Below are 17,818 nucleotides of genomic sequence, written 5' to 3'. Positions count from 1 at the left end.
GCGAGGGCGGCACGGTGGGCTGGGGAACGTTGTGCGGCTCCCTGCTCGGCGCCACGGTGGCGGTAGGCTTCGTCGCTCCCTACGACGTCGGCAAGCAGATCATCAATGAGCTGCTCCAGTGGTATTCCGACGCCGAGCTGCCCAACTTCATGCCGGAGCAGCCCAAGGCCGAGGTCGCAATCAAGACGGTGAGCAACTCCCCCCTGTGCCACATCTCGGTGGGCAAGTGGACGGCGGCTGCCAACAAATCCCTGGGCAGCCCAGAGCGCAAGGAGCGCTGCGCCAGGCTCACCGCCGACGTCGCCATGAAGACGGTGTCTCTCCTGAACGCGTGGAAGGATGGCACCTTCACGTCGAGCCTGAAGCTGCCGTCAGCGATGTACGGCATCACCGGCCAGCACAACTGCAAGGAATGCCACGGCAGCTCTGTGCCCACCCCCGTGAAGTGATCATTGCCGTCAGAGAATGGAACAACGGGGGCGCAAGCCCCCGTTTCCTTTTGCGGCCTGAGGAGGCGGGTCGGGATGCGCTGGCGCCATGACACCACCGTAGTGGCCTGCCGGATCGCCCTGGTGCTGCTGTTGCTCTGGGCCGGCAACAGCGCCGGGCAGGAGCTGCCGGTCATCCACACCGACCAGCTCAAATCGCTGCTGGACAGCGGGCAGGAGATCCTGCTCCTCGATGCGCGGACGGCAGCCGAGTTCGAGGCTCGGCACATCCGGACAGCGGTCAATATCCATCCCGACCAACGCTCCGATCTGGGGCGCCTGCTGCCGCCGGAACGGTCCACACTCCTGGTGATCTACAGCAATGGCCGGCACTCTGAGACGGCTCTCGCCCTGGCCAGGGCGGCTGCCGCCCTGGGCTTTGCCAATATCCGCCTGTACTCCGAAGGGCTGGTGGTCTGGGAGGAGCGGGGCCTGCCCATGGTGATCGGTCCGGAGGCCGATCGCAGCGCCCCGGCGCCTGTCCTCCGGGTCGATCCTGTCCAGCTGAGCGGCAGTCTGGCCAGCGGCGACTGGGTGATTGTCGACCTGCGGGACCTGGCATCCTTCAACGACGGCCACCTTCCCGAGGCCACGAGCATCCCGGTGGAGGTGCTGGCCCATCGGTCAGACACCCTGCCCCGGGACAAAAAGATCGTCCTGTACGGCGAGGAGGCGGCCATCCGCAGCGGGGCGCGGAAGCTCGCGCTGCTGTCCTTCCCCGCCGTCTTCCAGCTCTCCCTTGCCGAGTGGACCGCGGCAGGATTGCCGCTGGCGGCGGGCAGCTGCCACTAGCACCGCACCAGACACCGCCCGTCCAGCCAGGCGGCCGGCCGCCCCTGCGTTGCCCCTCCTTCGGCCCTGTGGTACAGTGGGCCGCCATGCAGCCATCCCTTTTCACCGAGCCGGCTGGCAGCCCCCAAGCCCTCACCCTCAACCGCGACCTCAACGACGCCCAGGCCCAGGCCGTGGAGTGCCTGGCGGGACCGCTCCTGGTCATTGCCGGGGCGGGCTCCGGCAAGACCCGCACCCTGGTCTATCGGGTGGCTCGCCTCATCGCCAGCGGGGTTGCTCCCGAGGCGATCCTGCTCCTGACCTTCACCCGCCGGGCCGCCCAGGAGATGATCGAGCGGGCCGCCACCCTCCTGGACGCCTCCTGCCACCGGATCACCGGCGGCACCTTCCATGCCGTGGCCAGCCTGCTCCTGCGGCGCTATGGCTTCTGTCTCGGCTTCGGCCCCAACTTCACCATTCTCGACCGTGCCGATGCCGAGGATCTCGTCAATGTCCTCAAGAGCTCCCTCAACCTGGGGGGCAGCGGCCGGCAGTTTCCGAGCAAGCGGGCGGTCCTGGACCTCTTCAGCCGGGCCGTCAACCGCAACGAGGCCCTGCCGGCCCTGGTGGAGGCGGATGCCCCCCACCTCCTGGAGCACCTGGATGCCCTGCTGGAGCTGCAGCGCCACTACCGGAGCTTCAAGCAGGAGCATGGTCTCATGGATTTCGACGACCTCCTGGTCCACTGGAAGACCATCCTGGAGACCGAGCCCTGGGTACGGGCCGAGATCGGTACGCGCTTCTCCCACATCATGGTGGACGAGTACCAGGACACCAACCGCACGCAGGCGGCCATCGTCCGGCTGATGGCCCACGGCCACGACAACGTCATGGTGGTGGGCGACGATTCCCAGTCCATCTATTCGTTCCGGGGGGCCGATTTCCGGAACATTCTCGAGTTTCCCCAGATCTTTGCCGGCACCCGGATCATCAAGCTGGAGGAGAACTACCGCTCCAGCCAGCCGATCCTGGCCTTTGCCAATGCGGTCATTGCCGAGGCCCGGGAGAAATACACCAAGGCCCTCTATACGAAGAAGGCCGATGGCACGCCCCCTTGCCTTTACGCCGCCTGGGACGAGGGCGACCAGTCGCGCTTCGTGGTCAGCCGGATCCGCCAGCGCCTGGAGGCGGGGGTGAGCTTGCGGGAGATCGCCGTCCTCTTCCGCTCCGGCTACCACTCCTTCAACCTGGAGCTGGAGCTGGGGGGGGCCGGCATCCCGTTCGAAAAGCGGGGCGGCCTCAAGCTGACCGAGGGCGCCCATATCAAGGATCTGGTCGTGCACCTGCGCCTGGTCACCAACGAGCGGGACTTCCTGTCCTGGAACCGGGCACTGCTTCTCCTGGACAAGGTGGGGCCCCGCACCGCCCAGGCCATCGTCGGCCGGATGCGGGCCGCCGAGAGCCCCCTTGCCGCCCTGACCAGCTACGAGGCCAGCCCGGCGGTGCGCCCCGGTCTGACCCGGCTGGCCGAGCTGGTGGCCGACCTTGCGGCCCCCGGCCGCTCACCCTCCGACCAGTTCCAACGACTCTTCGACTACTACCGGCCGCTGTTCGAGCGGATCTTTCACGACGATTTTCCCAAGCGCCGCCGGGACCTGGACCAGCTGGGCATCCTCATCGCCGGCTATACCAGCCTGCAGGCCTTCCTGGACGATCTGGCCCTGGATCCGATCGAGGCCGGCGGCCGCAGCACCGGCGCCGGCGACCGCCTGGTCCTGTCCACCGTGCATTCCGCCAAGGGCCTGGAGTGGGACACCGTGTTTGTCATCAACCTGGTGGAGGGAGGCTTCCCGTCTGGCCAGGCCCTCGCCGAGGAGGACCTGGAGGAAGAGCGCCGGCTTTTCTACGTGGCCGTGACCCGGGCCCGGGAGCAGCTGGTGCTCTGCTATCCGCGCACCATGATGACCGCGGATCGCCAGCTGCGGCCGGCCGCCCTGTCGCCCTTCCTGCGCCGGCTGCCCGGCCACCTGCTGGCTACTGCCGGTCCAGGCTCCGGCTCTGGCCGCGCTGCCGCTGCCGTCTCCTCCCTGTCCGCGCGGCCGGGCCAGGCAAAGCGGGCCGCCGGCCTGCCCCCCCTGGCACCGGGGATGACCGTCCAGCACGCCCTGTTCGGCCAAGGCCAGGTGGTGGCCACATCCGGTCCCCGCACCGTGGAGGTCTTCTTCAGCCGCTATGGCAAGAAGACCCTGCACCTGGATTACGCGCCCCTGACCCTGGTCTCCCCGGGCTGAGTGGCAGGGATCGCCGAAGCGGCCGACCATGGACAGTCCGTGTCTCGCTGCCCTGGCGGGCATCACCGCCCGGGCCTTCCTGACCCACATCCTGTTCGGACTGGGACTCACCGCCCTGTCGGCGGCCATCACCTGGCTCATGGCCAGCCGGGTGCGGATCCTGGACATCCCCAACCAGCGCTCCTCCCACAGCCAGCCCACCCCCCGCTCCGGTGGCGTCGCCATCGTCCTCACCTTCCTGGTGGGTCTGGCCGCCATCTTCCTGTGGGGCGACCGCACCCCCATCGGTCGCCCCTACTTCCAGGGCTTCCTGGCCGCTTCCATGATCGTGGCGCTGATCTCCTTCGCCGATGACGTTCGCCCCCGTCCCTTGCTGGTCAGGCTGGCGGTGCAGACCGCCGCCTCCCTGGCGGTGCTGGCCGCAGGCATCGTCATCGACGAGATCGGTTTCCCCTGGCAAGGCACCATCGCTCTGGGCTGGCTCGCCTGGCCGGTCTCCCTCCTGTGGATCCTCGGGCTCACCAATGCCTTCAACTTCATGGACGGCCTTGATGGCCTGGCAGCCGGGGTGGCGGTGCTGGTCAGCCTCTTGTTCGCCCTCATCACCCTGAGCCAGGGCAGCACCTTCGTCTACATCACCTGCTACGCCGTGGCGGCGGGCGCCCTGGGCTTTCTGGCCTTCAACTTCTCGCCGGCCCGCATCTTTATGGGCGATGTGGGCAGTGCCTTCCTGGGCTTCGTTTTCGCCACCCTGGCCATCATCGCCGCCCGCTACGACCATTCTCACACCTCGTTCTTCGTCATGCCGCTTCTGGTCATGGGCTTCCTGTTCGACACCGCCTTCACCCTGATCCGGCGCTGGCGGGCCGGCGAGAAGGTCACCGAGGGCCACCGCAGCCACCTCTACCAGCTGCTGGCCCGGTCCGGCTGGAGCCACCGGCAGGTGAGCCTCCTCCACTACGGCATGGTGGTCCTGCAGGGTGGCGGTGCCATCCTCATGCTGCATATCACCGGCGACCAGCGGGTGCTGATCTTCATCCCCTTCCTGCTCCTGCATTCCCTCTACGCCTGGCTGGTGATCCGCCGGGCCCGGGCGCACGGGCTTTTGGCCGGCGGCCAGCCGGACTGAGAACAGCCATGGCGCGGCGGTCGGCCCAGGCTGTGGTGGTGGGCGGGGGGCCGGCCGGCCTCATGGCCGCCGAGGTCCTGGCTGCGGCTGGTGCTCAGGTTGAGATTTACGATGCCATGCCCCGCCCGGGCACCAAGTTTCTCCTGGCCGGCCGGGGCGGCCTCAACCTCAGCCGGCAAGAGCCCTTGACCCGCTTTGTCCAGGCCTACGGCAGCCGCGCCGCCTGGCTGCAGCCGCTCTTCACGCGCTTTGGCCCGGCTGAGCTTCGCCAATGGCTGGCGGCGCGGGGGGTGGCCACCTTTGTCGGCACCAGTGGCCGCATCTTCCCTCTGCAGACCACCGCCGCCGAGATTCTGGCCGGCTGGCTGCAGCGGCTGGCCGGCCTCGGGGTGACGGTGCGCGCCGGCCATCGCTGGCTGGGACTCACGGATGACCGCGCCCTCTTGTTCCGGACCAGTGCCGGCGAGGAGCTGACCCTGGAGGCCGGCGCGGTGCTTCTGGCCCTGGGCGGCGCCAGCTGGCCGGCCACCGGCTCGGATGGCGCCTGGGCAGCCATCCTCGCCAGCCGCGGCTGCACGGTCCACCCCTTTTTGCCCTCCAACTGCGGCTTCGAAGCCCCCTGGTCCAGCCATTTCCGGGAGCGCTGCGCCGGCCAGCCCCTCAAGAACGTCCGGCTCACAGCACCAGACGGCCAGACGGCCAGGGGCGACCTGGTGATCACCGGCTACGGCCTGGAAGGGGGCGCCATCTATCCCCTCTCCCGGCCGTTGCGGGAGGCCATCGCTGGCTGCGGCCAGGCAGAGCTCCTGGTGGATCTCAAGCCGGACCACACCCTCGCCCAGGTGGCGGAGCGCCTCGGCCGGCAGCCGGCCCGGGCCAGCCTCGCCGCGATCCTGCGCAAGGGCCTGCGCCTGGGGGGGCCGGTTCTGCCGCTCCTGAAGGAAGTGGCGCCACCCGCGGTCCTGGCCGACCGCCGGCAGCTGGCCACCCTCGTCAAAGCCCTGCCCGTCACCCTCACCACCCCCCGTCCCCTGGCAGAGGCCATCTCCACGGCCGGTGGGCTCGACCTGGCCGAGCTGGATGAGCATCTCATGATCCGGTGCCTGCCCGGCATCTTCGCCGCCGGCGAGATGCTGGATTTCGAAGCCCCCACCGGCGGCTATCTGCTGCAGGCCGCCTTTGCCACCGGCTTCTGCGCCGGCCACGGCATGCGCCGCTGGCTGTCGGCCCATCGAGCGCCGGCACCATGATCAGCCGCCTGCCTTCGGCCGCCCCCCCTCTCCTGGTGGGCCTCTTGATTTTCCTTCTGGTGCTGGGCAGCCGCTCGGCCGGTCTCCTGCAAGGCCTGGAGCTGGCCCTCTACGACGGCCTGGCAGCCCTGCAGCCAGCCGCCGGGCCGCCACCGGTGACCCTGGTGCTCATCGACGAGAAGGATGTCGAGGCCCTGGGCTTCTGGCCGCCTTCGGACGGCGTGCTGGCCCGGTTGAGCACCCTGCTGCTGGTCCATGAGCCCCGGGCCGTCGGCTTCGATCTCTACCGGGACCGGCCGGTGGCCCCGGGCAGCGAGGAGCTGGACCGGCTCCTCGCCACCGCTCCCTCCCTGGTCTGGATCGCCAAGTTCGGCGGCCCTGGCGAGACAGCGGTAGCGCCGCCGGCCGCCCTGGCCGATCCGGATCGGGTGGGCTTCTCGGACCTCTTGCTGGATCCGGGCGGCATCGTCCGGCGGGCTGCCCTGTTTCTGGACGATGGCGAGACGGCGAGCTGGGCCTTCGCCCTGCAGCTGGCCCGCCGCTATCTGTTGCCTCTGGGGGTGGTCCCGGCCCCCGATCCGGAGGAGCCGGAGCTGCTGCAGCTGGGCGCGGCCTCGTTTCGGCCCCTGGACCGGACCGCTGGCGGCTACCAGCGGCTGGACGCCCGGGGCTACCAGATCCTGGTGGACGCCGCCGCCCTGGCGGCCGATCTGCCGGTGCTGTCGCTGCGCCAAGTCCTGGCCGGTGATCTCGATCCACGGCTCATCCGGGAGCGGGTGGTGCTGGTGGGGGTGTCGGCAGCCAGCATCAAGGATCTGTTCTACACCCCCCGGAACCGCTGGCAGGCCGACGCCGCGCCGACGCCGGGGGTGGCCATCCACGCCGCCCTGGTGGCCCAGCTCATCGCGGCGGCCCGCGGCGGCCGCCCGCCCCTGGCCTGGGCTGGGGAGATGACCGAGATCCTCGTTCTCCTGGCGGCCGCCCTTCTGGGGGGATGGGCCGGGCTGCAGGGTCCCTCGCCGTGGCGCTTCCTGCTCCTGGCCGGCGGCGGCAGCGCCATCCTGGCCGGCACCGGCGGCGCTGCCCTTGCCCTGGGCTCCTGGCTGCCCATGGCCGCGCCCCTGGTGGCCTTTCTCGGCTCGGCCACCGGCGCGGTCGCCTATGGAGTGAGCCGGGAGCGGCGCCAGCGGCAGCAGCTCATGGAGATCTTCTCCCGCCATGTCTCGGATGAGGTGGCGGCCACCCTTTGGCAGGAGCGCCACCAGTTCCTGGAGGGGGGACGGCCCAGGCCCCGCAAGCTGACAGCCACCGTGCTCTTCACCGATCTGGTCGGCTTCACCACCCTGGCCGAGGGCCTTTCGCCGGCGGCCCTCCTGGCGTGGCTCAACGAGTATCTCACCGCCATGGCCGAGGAGGTCAGCGCCCACGGCGGCATCGTCAACAAGTACATCGGCGATGCCATCATGGCGGTCTTCGGTGTGCCGCTTGCCCGGGAGGGTGACAGCGGAGCGGCCGCCGACGCCGGGCGGGCGGTGGCCTGCGCCCTGGCCATGGGCCGAAGGCTGGCCCAGCTCAACCGCCGGTGGCACGAGACCGGCCAGCCGCTGGTGGGGATGCGGATCGGCATTGCCACCGGCCCCCTGGTGGCCGGCTCGGTGGGCGCCGCCCGCCGCCTGGAATACACGGTGCTGGGGGACACGGTGAACACCGCCGCCCGTCTGGAGAGCTACGACAAGGCCAGCTTCCGGCCGGATCCCCTCCGGACGCCGTGCCGCGTCCTGGTCACCGGCGCCACCTGGACCCTGGTGGCCGATCGCTTCCAGGCCGAGTCGGTGGGGCAGATCCAGCTGCGAGGCAAAGGCGAGACGGTGCCGGTGTACCGGCTGCACCAGGAAGCGGCGGGGTGAGACGCCGCAGGAGGGGAGGCGGCCTCAGCGCAGGGTCACATCCACCCGGCTGCCACCCACCCCTTCCGGACCGCTTACCGCCTCGGCCACCGCCGGCGCAGACAGAAAGATCCGCGCCGGCTCCACCGGCCCCTGCTCGATCAGGAGATCCTGCAGCACCGTTGCCCGCTCGCCGGCCAGCTTGGCCAGCTCGGTGGCCGGCACTGCCAGCCGCTGCCGGAGGGCCGCCTCCATCTCCGCTGGTGGCGGGTCCCGGGGGATGCCGAGGAGATTGCGCGGCCGGGGCAGGCCCGCCTCCCGATAGGCCGCGGCCAGGTAGCGGCCGTATTCCTCGGCCCCGATGGTGACCGACTCCGGCTCCCCCTGCCCGCCGGTCTGTCGCAGCTTCTGCACCCGCAGCATACGCTGGAAGCGTGCCTCAGCCAGGGCCTGGGCATCCACCACCGGGTCGGCCAGGCCGGCCAGCTCCACCTTGAGCCCGGGCCGGTCGCGGATGGCCTGGGCCAGGAGCACCGCCTTTTCCAGACCTTCCGGCCGAACCTGGGCCAGGCCAGGCTGAAAGCCCACGAAGCTCACCTCCTTGCCTTCCGGGATCAGGGCGGCCAGGAGAGCGAAGGGCGCGGTCACCGCCTTGGCGATCAGGTTGAAAAGAGCGGTGGCGATCACTTGGCCGAGGTTGAACTCCGGATCATCGGTACGGCCCTGCACCGGGATGTTGAGGGTAATCTCCCCTTTGCGGTTCTTCAGCAGGGCGACGGCCAGCTGCAGGGGCAGCTGCACCGCGTCCGGGCTCGCCACTTGCTCGCCCAGGAGGAACTGGTCCAGGAAGGCATGGTTGTTGCCGGTCAGGACCCCGTCCTTGATGGTGTAGGACAGATCCAGGGAGAGCTTGCCCCGGTCGGTCCGGTAGCCCACGAACTTCTCGGTATAGGGGGTGGTGGGCGTCAGATCCAGCCCCTTGCAGGTGATGGTCACCTCCCCGGCCACCCGCTCGCCGAACGGCTGCACGGCACCGTGCACCGCCAGGGGGGCGTGGCGATCCACCATCCCCTGCAGAGCAAAGGCAACCGACGCCTCCGGCGTGGTGGCCAACCCGGTGACCTCGCCGGCCAGCTCGTCCAGTCGGGCCGCGTAGTGAGGCTGCACGCTCTGATCCAGGAAGGTCAGCCCCCCTTTGGCCAGCCGCAGCCGCTCCAGAGCGAAGCCCAACGGCTGCCCAGTCGGCTCCGGCTGGGCTCCTGGCCGGCTGGCAGGCCCTTCCCGGACCAGGCCCAGGAGGTTCAACTGGCCATCCGGCTGCACCCGCGGGTGGAGGGTGAGGCCCCGCCAGTCCACCTCGGTGATCGCCAGACGGGGCGGGGTGGTGGTGAAGCGCACCGGACCGGCCGCCAGCCGCTCCCAGGCCAGGAGGTCCTCCCCCAGGAGGGGATCCAGGGCCCGCAGGCGGTCCACCGCCAGGCGGCCCCGGAAGCTGGCCGCCGGGCTACCGCGGCCTGCCGCCAGCTCCAGCTCGCCCTCCACCATGGCCTGGCCTTCCTTGACCAGGATCTTCAGCCACGGGTCGATGTAGCCCTGGAAGGCGGCCAGGCCCAGGCCCCGGAGGTCGACGGCCAACCGGGCCTTCTGCGCCTGGGCATCCAGGCTGCCGTGCACCGACAGCTTGCCGCCCTTGCCTACCTTGGCCCCCAGCTCCACCCGCACCGTCTCCTTGGGCGGCAGCAGCAAAGGACCGGCCTGCAGCCCGAGATCGCTCAGCGCCAGACGCACCGGCACCGGGGTGGAGGCATCGGTGAAATCCAGCCCCACCCCTTCGACAGCCAGCCGGTCCAGACGCAAGGCCAGGCCGGGGGAGGACGAGGCGGCGCCTTTGGCCGTGCTCTTCCCGGGTCTGGACGTTCGGGCCAGCAGGCCCTGGAGGCTCATCTGCCCGTCCGCCTGCCGGGTCAAAGCCACCCGGCCCTTGGCCAGCCGCAGCTCCCGGGCGGCCAGGGTGGAGGCGCCCGTGTCCAGGGCCAGTCCGGTGAGCGCGATCCGGCCCAGGGACAAGGCCTCGATCTTCCCTTGCCGGACGGCCAGATCGCTGATGGACAACGACAGATCCTGAAGCCGCAGGTTGGCGGTGCCGGCGGCTGTCACCTCGAAACCGGCGTCGCAGGCCGCCGTTCCCGCCACCTCGACGCCACTGGCCAGATACGGCCGGCCGTAAGGCAGGTAATGGGCCAGCGGCAGGCCAGCCAGCGCCAGCCGGCCGCGCATGGCCCGGGATGCCGGCTGCAGATGGCCCGCCACGGACAGGGTCTCGCCGGCGCCGGTGCGACCCGCCAGGGTCAGTTCGGCCGGCTGGTCCCCAGGCAAGGCCAACCCCTGCAGGCGTATGGTCAGGTCCTGGAGCTGGGTGGCAAAGGGCGGCTGCACCGTCTCGTCGGCAAAGGACAGGGCGCCTCCGGTCACGGCCAGCTCGGCAATGGCCAGATCCAGGCCCGGTCCGGCTGGCTGGCGGTCCGCCTTCCCGGAAGCAGCCGGCACCAGGCTCAGGGGACTGAGATCGCCATCCTGGGAGCGCACAACGGTCAGCCGCGGCTCCATCAGGGCCAACCGGTCAAGACGGAGCGAGCCGGCCAGCAGGTTGCTGCCGGTCAGCCGCACCGTTAGCCCCTCCAGGTGGAAAAAGGTTCGGCCCGCGGTATCCGCAACCGAGCTCCGGCCCAAAGCCAGGTCGCCGGCAAGGATCAGCTGATCCCCCGCCGCATCCCGGTAAAGGTCTGCGACCAGCTGCCCGGAAAGCCTGCCGGGCCGGAGGGAGAGACCGGGCAGCGGTGGTGCGTAGGCCAGATAGAAGGCAGGGTCAACGGGGCCGAAGCGGGCCTCCACCCGACCCCGGCGGTCCGCGGCCAGAGGCCGCAGGTGGCCGCGCAGCTTCACCGGGGCGCCGTTCACCAGGCAGGCCAGCACCGCACGCAGGGGCCGATCCGAATCCTCAGGCCGCAGGGAGAGGGAGGGGACGGCCAGGGCCAGGAGGTCAACCCGGTGCCGGGTTCCGGTTACCCCGTCCAGGAAATCGAGGCCGCCGCCGGTCAGCCGCAGATCGTCGATCATGAGGGGTAGCCCAGGTCTGGTGGGGGCCGCGGGCGTTTCGGCCGCGGCCGGTGGGCCGGCCAGCAGATCGGCAATAGTGAGCTGGCCTGCCTGATCCCGGCCCAGGCGGGCGTAGGGCTCGTCCAGATGGACCGCGGCCAGCGCCACCGCCCCTTCCCACAAGGAGCGCCAGTCCACATCGACAAACAGCCGCCGCCAGCCGGCCTCGGACCCCACTGCCAGGTCGCGCACCGTCAGCTGCAGCAGGAAGGGGTGGAAGCTCACCGCCCCCACCTGCACCGGCCGGTGCACCACCCGGGGCAGGCGGCTTTGGACCAGATGGCGCACCAGCCAGGGAACCCCGTAAAAGCCGGCCAGGGAGTATCCCAGGAAGCAGGCGGCCAGCCAGATAAGCGGCCGCAGCCAAGGTGGAATCCTTCGGCGAGCAGGCGCCTCCTCGGTCATGGCAGCGACCTCCTTTGCCCAAGAAGTGCTGGAGCCGCAGACCGCGTGGTCTTGGCCCCCTGCATCCCATGATTCCCATGATTCTCATAACTCCCAGAAATCCCATGAGAGTTATGGGAGCTGTGGGATCGATGGCTCAGCCGGCCGTGGCCAGCCTGGTGATCCGCACCTGGGGGCCGACCGGCGCCCAGATCGCCGGATCGGTGGTCGTAAAGAAAACCTCGGTGGGGATGCCGCAGGCCGCTGCCAGATGGCTGACCCCGGAGTCGTTGCCGAGATAGGCCACCGCCTCGGCCGCCAGCCGCTGCCGCAGCTCGCTCAAGGCTGGCATGACCACCATCTCGGCCGGCAGGCCGGCCAAGAGATCCCGGAAGACCGGCACAAGATCCAGATCCGCCTCGCCGAAGGAGACGATCAGTCCCGGGCCGCCAGCGGCCAGCCACGCCCGGGCCCGGGTCGCGAACTGCGCCGGGGGAGCGTTCTTGGCCGGCGAGCCGCTGCCCGGGTGCAGCCACAGGCGGCCCGGGCCTGCCCCGGGCCCCCGGTCCAGAAGGGCGGCCGTCGGCTCGTCCCCGGTGGCGGCCAGTCCGCAGGCGGCCAGCATCTGCTGCACCACATGCGGCGGCGTCCGGGGGCGGGAAGGCAGGGACCAGAAGCCGCGGGCGCCGCAGGCCGCTGCCCCCCGGGCCAGGCCGCCATCGCCGTCCGGCAGGAAGGAGTAGAGGTCGGCCCCCTGGAGAAGCCGGGTCAGCTCCGGGGTCGGCCCGGCCAGAAGGCTCGCCACCAGGGCCGAGTCGATATCGACAAAGCGGTGGGCGAGGCCGGTACCGGCCACCAGATCCCAGTACGAGCGCCGGGTGACCAGGGTCAGCTGGCGGTGCCGGCGGCCCAGGGCGGCCAGGAGCGGCAGGGTGAGGATGAAATCCCCCAGGCCGCCGGAGCGCAGGACCACTGCCGGTGCCCGCCCGTCGGGCCCTTGCGCCGCCGTTGCCGGTGTCATCTGCCAGCGGTCTAGATGCCGTCCCCCATGGGGGCCGGGGGCGGCGACGCCGGGGGCGGGGCCCGGCGGCCGAAGAAGGCGGCGATGGTGCCGAGCACCTTCTGCACCCCCCGCCAGAGCCTGGGCAGAAGCCAGGCCATGCAAAGGAGACACAGCACCAGAAGCGCGAGAAAGAGGCCGGGATGGTGGAGAGCGGTCCACAGCCCGGCCACCACGGCCAGGTCCTCGACCAGGGAGGCAGCCCAGTTGGTGAAGGGCTCCGGCGAGGTGTTGATGAGCACCCGGCTGCCAGCCTTGGTGGCGTGGCTGGTGGTGGCGAGGCCGCCGCCCACGATGGCGGCCGCCAGGCCCACCGCCGGGTCCAGGTGCCAGACGGCGCCGGCTGCCAGGGCGGCGCCCATGGGGATGCGGACAAAGGTGTGAATGGTGTCCCAGCCCGTGTCCACCCCCGGGGTCTTGTCGACAAAGAACTCCACCAGGTACATGAAGCCGGCGGCGACAATCACCGGCGGGTGGGTGAGGATGGCGAGCCCGGCGGGCAGGACCAAGTCACCCCGGGAGCCCAGGACGCCCAGGACCAGGATGGTGGCGTAGAGGTTGATGCCGCTGGCCCAGGCAGAGCCCAGGGTCAGGGCGATGAGCTGGGTGACCGAGTGGAGCTGCTCCATGGGCGCCCCTCCTTGTCATGCCGTTTCCCGCAGTCTGCCATTTCCCGGGGTGTCTTGGGAAGCCCCTGAGAGTTGCCATACGCGGGGCGCACCCGATTGGGTGAAACGCCGGCAGTCCTCCATGGTGTCTCCCACAGGTCCTACAGGTCCTATATGTCCTATGGGTCCATGGGAGGAGCTATGGGACCTGTGGGTTACCAGACGCGGGGCGCGCCAAAATGAACGAACGGCCCGGAAGTCCGCTCCGGTGGCCGATGTTTCTTGGGGGAGAGGCGCCGGGCAGCGGGCGGTCAGACAAGGGAGGCCGGCGCCGCCGGGAGCGACGGCGCCGGGGAAGCGGCGGTCAACGGAAGTGGCGATCCACGGTCTGGATGCGGCTGTGGATGGGTGGCACCGCCTCGGGGTCGATGTGCACGTCCAGCACCGTCGGCTGGCCGGACTCCAGGATGTTGGCCACCAGATCCGGGGTGATGCCACCGGCCCAATCCACCCGGATGCCCCGGGCGCCCAGGCCCTCGGCCACCCGGGCGAAATCCACCTGCTGGAACTGGGACGGGATGCCCTCGGGGATCGGCTTCTTGAACAGGCGCCGGCCGTGGTAGACCATGCCCAGCATGGCGTTGTTGAGCACCACCCAGATGACCGGGACCCGGTAGTTGACGGCGGTGGCCACCTCGAAGCCGTTCATGAGGAAGGAGCCGTCGCCGACCAGGGCGACGATGGGCCGGTCGGGAAACGCCAGCTTGGCGCCCACCGGCGCGGCCACCGCGTAGCCCATGGAGGCGAAGCCCAGGGAGACATAGAAGGAGTAGGGCCGCTCCATGACGAGATGGCGGATCGCCCAGGCCATGGAGTTGCCGCAATCGGCGAAGAAGATGGTGTCGGCGGGAAAGCTCTTCTGGATATCCTCCACCAGGTCCTGGGGGTGGTAGCGGCCGTTGCGGGGCTCCGGGCTCCGGTTGGCATCGCGATGCTTGAGCCGGAGCACCGCCACCTCCGGCCCCCGGCTGGAGCCGGCCGCAGGTTTGGTGCCGGCCGCCTCCGCCTGGCGCTGCGCCTCGTAGTCCAGCTCCAGGAGCACCGTCCGGGCGTCCCCCAGGAGCCGGATGCAGACATCGAAGTTCTTGCCGATCTCCTCGAAATCGATGTCGATCTGGATCAGGCATTGGCTGGGCTCCAGGCGGCGGTCCCAGCCGGAGGTCATCATCTCGTTGAAGGAGGTGCCCACCGCCAGCATGACATCCACCTCGCTTTCGACGATATACTCCTTGGCCACCGGCGAGCCGGCAAAGCCCAGGACCCCCAGGGACAGGGGATGGCTTTCCGGAAACACCCCTTTCGCCTTGGGGGAGGTGGCCACCGGGATGTCGAGCCGCTCGGCGAGCTTTCTCAGCTCCTCGGCGCCCCGGGAGCGGACCACCCCCCAGCCGGCGATGATCACCGGTCGCTTGGCGGCCAAGAGCCGCGCCGCTGCCTTGCGCACGCCGTCGCGGTCGAAGAACCGGCCAGGCTCCGGGATCGTGCAGCGGCTGTCCTTGCGCACCCGCCGCTTCATGATGTCCGCCGGCAGGCTGAGATGCACCGGCCGGTTGCGCTCGGACAAGGCGGTGCGGATCGCCTTTTGCACCATGTACTCGGCGCGTTTCTCGTTCATCATCAGGCCGCTGTAGCGCGTGAAGTGGCGGTAGATGCTGGAGGTGGTCACGCCCTCCGAGCCGGTTTCCTGGATCGCCCCCTTGCCGAACACCGAGGTGGCCACCTGACCGGTGAGGGTCAGGACCGGGATGCTGTCCGCATAGGCGCTGGCTATGCCGGTGATGAGATTGGAGGCACCGGGCCCCGCCGTGGCACAACAGACCCCCAGCCGGCCGGAAAGCCGGGCATAGCCGTCGGCCATGAAGGCCGCCCCCTCCTCGTGCTTGGTGACGATGGGCTTGATATTCCTCCGCTTGTAGAGGGCGCAGTTGAGGTCCTCGATGGCGCCGCCCGGCACCCCGAAGACATACTCGACCCCAATGTCTTCCAGCATGGCAACCACAAGCTCCGCGGTCTTCATGTCTCCTCTCCCTCCCTCGCTGCGAACGATTCTGACTCCCGGCTCGTGCCGGGAGTGTGGCATCACATATCATAGCAAGAAAGGCAGTGGGATTGGTACCCCTCAACCCGAGTGGTCAGGTCGAAATTCTCAAATAATGATTGACAGATGCACGACCAATCAGTTATCCACTATTGTTCCTTGTCCCCCTCCGGCTTTCGGCGTAGCCGGCGTTTCGCAGGCTGGAAATCTCACCGTTCGGAACGATCCTGGCGCCGGTTCGGAAGGGTCGTCCTGCACCGACATCCTCAGGAGTGAACAGCACGTGGACTACCCCCAAGGCGTTGTGCGCCACCCTCATGATCTGGGGTGGGAAGCAGGCCATCCGTCACAGATCCTGTTCCAGCTGACCGCAGCCCAGGCCCTCTTTGCCGCCCATGATCTGCGGCTCTTTGAATCCATGGACCAGGGCTCCCGGACGCTCCCGGAGATCTGTACCAGGCTGGGGATTCAGGAGCGGGCCGGCCAGGCGCTCTTGTCGATGTGCGCAGGCCTCGGCTACGTCGTCCGCGACCAGGACGGCTCCTATCTCCTGGCGGACAGTGCCCGGAAATACCTGCTGCCGGACAGCCCGGTCTATTTCGGTGGTGCCCTCGATCAGGCCATTGCCGCCAGCGAGGTGCTGTCCTTTGCGGGTGTCAAGAAGGCGCTGCTGAGCAACCAGGCGCAGGTGTACGGCGGCGAGAAGCTCTTCGAGTCCCACGAGACCCAGAAGCAGCGCGCCCGCACCTTCACTCGGGCCATGCACAGCAAGAGCCTGGCGGCGGCTGCCGCCTGGCCACAGGTTGTTGACCTCGGGGCACATACCCATTTGCTGGACGTGGGTGGTGGCTCGGGAGCCCATGCCATCGGCGCCTGCCGGCAAGCCCCGCATCTTCGCGCCACGGTCTTCGATCGCCCCCTGATCTGCGAGCTGGCAGGCGAGCTGATCGGCGAAGCGGGCCTGGCCGACCGCATCCGGACTGTAGCCGGGAACATGTGGACCGACCCGCTTCCTCGGGCAGACGTGCACTTCTTCTCAGACATCTTCCATGACTGGCCCCATGACAAATGCGCCTTTCTCGCCCGCAAGAGCTTTGAAGCCCTGCCCCCCGGGGGAAAGATCCTCATCCACGAGATGCTGCTGAACGACGACAAAACCGGGCCCTTCGCCGCGGCCGCTTACAACATCCAGATGCTGCTCTGGACCGAGGGGCAGCAATGGTCGGGACAGGAGCTGCGGCAGATCCTCACCGAAGCCGGTTTTGCGGATTTCAGGACCGCGGCCACCGGCTTCGGGGACTGGCAGCTGGCGTCGGCAGTGAAGCCAGGCAACTAATCGGTGCCCTCCGAGTCAGTCCCAGTTTTGGACCAGAAGCTCCCTTTTTTCCACGGCCAGCGCCCCATGCTCCGCCAGCACCTTCGCACGATCGCCGTCTCCTGGCGTCTGTTTGGCCCCGGCAAGGTGTTCTTCGGCCAACTCCTGGCCGAGCCTCTGATGAAGCTCTTCAACTGGACGACCCTGGAGCTCGATCCGGTGCTCTTCCCGCGGATCGCCTCTTGCCGGGTTGAACGGCCGCTCTTCATCATCGGCCATCCCCGCAGCGGCACCACCTTCCTCCACCACCTGCTCACCCAGGCGGAGGGTGTCGCCCCTTTCCAGGCGTGGCACATCTTCTTTCCGGCCATCACGGCCCGCAAGCTCGTGAAGCCGCTGATCGATCTGGCCATCCGCCGGGGCAAGGCCGAAGTGATGCCCGAGTGGACGGGCCATCGGATGATGCTGGACCAGCCCGAGGAGGAAGAGATGCTTTTCCTCCAAAATGACGACACCCAGTTCGTGGCTGCCGGCCTCCTGGGCTTCGACGACCGGGACTACCCAGAGCTGCGCTTCCATGACCAGCAGCCCCGGGAGCACCGCCTCCGCTCCATGCGCTTCCTGGACGGCTGCTTCCGGCGCCATCTCGTCTACACCGGCATGACCCGGATCGTTGCCCAGACCCATTTCTCCACCCACCGGCTGCAGACCATCCTGGAGTATTATCCGGATGCCCGCTTCGTGTACCTGGTTCGCAACCCGTTACAGGTGGTACCGTCCTTCCTCTCCCTGCTCCACAAGAGCATGGCCTTTCGTTGGGGTGCTGACCGCCTGCCACCCGAAGTCTGGAGTCGGTATTACCTCCGCCGCTATCAGGCCAGTATCGATCTCCATCGCTACTTTCATGATCTCTGGCTGACTGGAGCCATTCCCCCTGGCAGGGTCTTGATCATCCGTTACGACGACCTGATATCAGATCTGACGAGCATTGTGACAAAGATCGCCGCGTTTGCTGGACTGGAGCTGACCCCGGCTCTTCAGGCCCAATTGGCCGATAGGGCCGTCAATCAGGGCCGTTACCAGCGACGGCACGAAGTCATGCCTCTCGAGGCCTTTGGCCTCACCGAAGCACGGATCCGTGAGGACTTTGCATTTGTGCTCAGGGAATTCGGCTGGTACCAGCCTGACAGCGACAGGAACGGCGGGAGACAAGCTTACCGTGAAAGACACGGACACTGAGAGCAAAGATTCGTTGTCCCGGCCTTGGCACTGGATCAAGGCCGGCGGTGTTGCTTGAGCTTTTTGGAGGACTCGATATCAAACGGTGGCAGCGCTGGGCAACAAGCTGTAGCGACGTAGCGCCATAATCCAGCGTGGTGCGT

12 protein-coding genes are annotated in these 17,818 nt (G+C 68.9%); 8 read left to right on the top strand and 4 right to left on the bottom strand.

The features are described from left to right. From AB1634_13430 to AB1634_13405, 6 genes are all read left to right on the top strand, one after another. On the top strand, window positions 1-449 hold a 449-nt coding region (locus AB1634_13430), incomplete at its 5' end, for a C-GCAxxG-C-C family (seleno)protein (GenBank protein ID MEW6220517.1). A 75-nt stretch (window positions 450-524) separates the two neighbouring features. Beyond that, window positions 525-1,280, top strand: coding sequence for a rhodanese-like domain-containing protein (locus AB1634_13425; GenBank protein MEW6220516.1), 756 nt, complete (start codon window positions 525-527; stop codon window positions 1,278-1,280). A gap of 86 nt (window positions 1,281-1,366) precedes the next feature. Further along, the gene (locus tag AB1634_13420; GenBank protein MEW6220515.1) at window positions 1,367-3,550 is read left to right on the top strand and encodes an ATP-dependent helicase; all 2,184 of its coding nucleotides are present in this window, start codon (window positions 1,367-1,369) and stop codon (window positions 3,548-3,550) included. A gap of 28 nt (window positions 3,551-3,578) precedes the next feature. Then, window positions 3,579-4,679, top strand: a complete 1,101-nt coding sequence (locus AB1634_13415) for a glycosyltransferase family 4 protein (GenBank protein ID MEW6220514.1) — start codon at window positions 3,579-3,581, stop codon at window positions 4,677-4,679. 8 nt (window positions 4,680-4,687) lie between these two features. Beyond that, window positions 4,688-5,929 (top strand): TIGR03862 family flavoprotein, encoded by a 1,242-nt coding sequence (locus tag AB1634_13410; GenBank protein MEW6220513.1) that lies wholly within the window; start codon window positions 4,688-4,690, stop codon window positions 5,927-5,929. Next, the gene (locus tag AB1634_13405; GenBank protein ID MEW6220512.1) at window positions 5,926-7,836 is read left to right on the top strand and encodes an adenylate/guanylate cyclase domain-containing protein; all 1,911 of its coding nucleotides are present in this window, start codon (window positions 5,926-5,928) and stop codon (window positions 7,834-7,836) included. Before AB1634_13410 ends, AB1634_13405 begins: the two co-directional genes overlap by 4 nt. A 24-nt stretch (window positions 7,837-7,860) precedes the next feature. On the opposite strand, the gene AB1634_13400 is transcribed toward AB1634_13405, so the two are convergent. From AB1634_13400 to AB1634_13385, 4 genes are all read right to left on the bottom strand, one after another. Then, window positions 7,861-11,376 carry a DUF748 domain-containing protein gene (locus AB1634_13400; protein ID MEW6220511.1) on the bottom strand — a complete coding sequence of 1,172 codons (3,516 nt, stop codon included), beginning with the start codon at window positions 11,374-11,376 and terminating at the stop codon, window positions 7,861-7,863. Between the two features lie 136 nt (window positions 11,377-11,512). Further along, window positions 11,513-12,376 carry a glycosyltransferase family 9 protein gene (locus AB1634_13395; GenBank protein MEW6220510.1) on the bottom strand — a complete coding sequence of 288 codons (864 nt, stop codon included), beginning with the start codon at window positions 12,374-12,376 and terminating at the stop codon, window positions 11,513-11,515. 11 nt (window positions 12,377-12,387) lie between these two features. Then, window positions 12,388-13,044, bottom strand: a complete 657-nt coding sequence (locus AB1634_13390) for a DUF4126 domain-containing protein (protein ID MEW6220509.1) — start codon at window positions 13,042-13,044, stop codon at window positions 12,388-12,390. Between the two features lie 343 nt (window positions 13,045-13,387). Further along, entirely contained in the window at window positions 13,388-15,100 is a 1,713-nt protein-coding gene (locus AB1634_13385; protein ID MEW6220508.1) for a thiamine pyrophosphate-binding protein, read from the bottom strand. Window positions 15,101-15,404: 304 nt separating this feature from the next. On the opposite strand from AB1634_13385, the gene AB1634_13380 reads away from it, so the two are divergent. Together AB1634_13380 and AB1634_13375 are read left to right on the top strand one after the other, a co-directional pair. After that, window positions 15,405-16,457, top strand: coding sequence for a methyltransferase (locus tag AB1634_13380; protein ID MEW6220507.1), 1,053 nt, complete (start codon window positions 15,405-15,407; stop codon window positions 16,455-16,457). A gap of 66 nt (window positions 16,458-16,523) precedes the next feature. Then, window positions 16,524-17,675 (top strand): sulfotransferase, encoded by a 1,152-nt coding sequence (locus AB1634_13375; GenBank protein MEW6220506.1) that lies wholly within the window; start codon window positions 16,524-16,526, stop codon window positions 17,673-17,675. Window positions 17,676-17,818 lie beyond the last annotated feature (143 nt).

The organism is Thermodesulfobacteriota bacterium, from assembly GCA_040755095.1.
Taxonomy (GTDB): Bacteria; Desulfobacterota; Desulfobulbia; order Desulfobulbales; family JBFMBH01; genus JBFMBH01.
Note: the sequence above shows the minus strand (reverse complement) of the source record. Positions and strands in the feature narration are given on the sequence as shown.

What these genes read in the sequence shown, in the direction of transcription:
- AB1634_13395 (MEW6220510.1), bottom strand. Translation starts at nt 12,376, where the DNA reads ATGACACCGGCAACGGCGGCGCAAGGGCCCGACGGGCGGGCACCGGCA.
- AB1634_13390 (MEW6220509.1), bottom strand. Translation starts at nt 13,044, where the DNA reads ATGGAGCAGCTCCACTCGGTCACCCAGCTCATCGCCCTGACCCTGGGC.
- AB1634_13410 (MEW6220513.1), top strand. Translation starts at nt 4,688, where the DNA reads ATGGCGCGGCGGTCGGCCCAGGCTGTGGTGGTGGGCGGGGGGCCGGCC.
- AB1634_13425 (MEW6220516.1), top strand. Translation starts at nt 525, where the DNA reads ATGCGCTGGCGCCATGACACCACCGTAGTGGCCTGCCGGATCGCCCTG.
- AB1634_13415 (MEW6220514.1), top strand. Translation starts at nt 3,579, where the DNA reads ATGGACAGTCCGTGTCTCGCTGCCCTGGCGGGCATCACCGCCCGGGCC.
- AB1634_13400 (MEW6220511.1), bottom strand. Translation starts at nt 11,376, where the DNA reads ATGACCGAGGAGGCGCCTGCTCGCCGAAGGATTCCACCTTGGCTGCGG.
- AB1634_13385 (MEW6220508.1), bottom strand. Translation starts at nt 15,100, where the DNA reads ATGAAGACCGCGGAGCTTGTGGTTGCCATGCTGGAAGACATTGGGGTC.
- AB1634_13405 (MEW6220512.1), top strand. Translation starts at nt 5,926, where the DNA reads ATGATCAGCCGCCTGCCTTCGGCCGCCCCCCCTCTCCTGGTGGGCCTC.
- AB1634_13420 (MEW6220515.1), top strand. Translation starts at nt 1,367, where the DNA reads ATGCAGCCATCCCTTTTCACCGAGCCGGCTGGCAGCCCCCAAGCCCTC.
- AB1634_13375 (MEW6220506.1), top strand. Translation starts at nt 16,524, where the DNA reads ATGCTCCGCCAGCACCTTCGCACGATCGCCGTCTCCTGGCGTCTGTTT.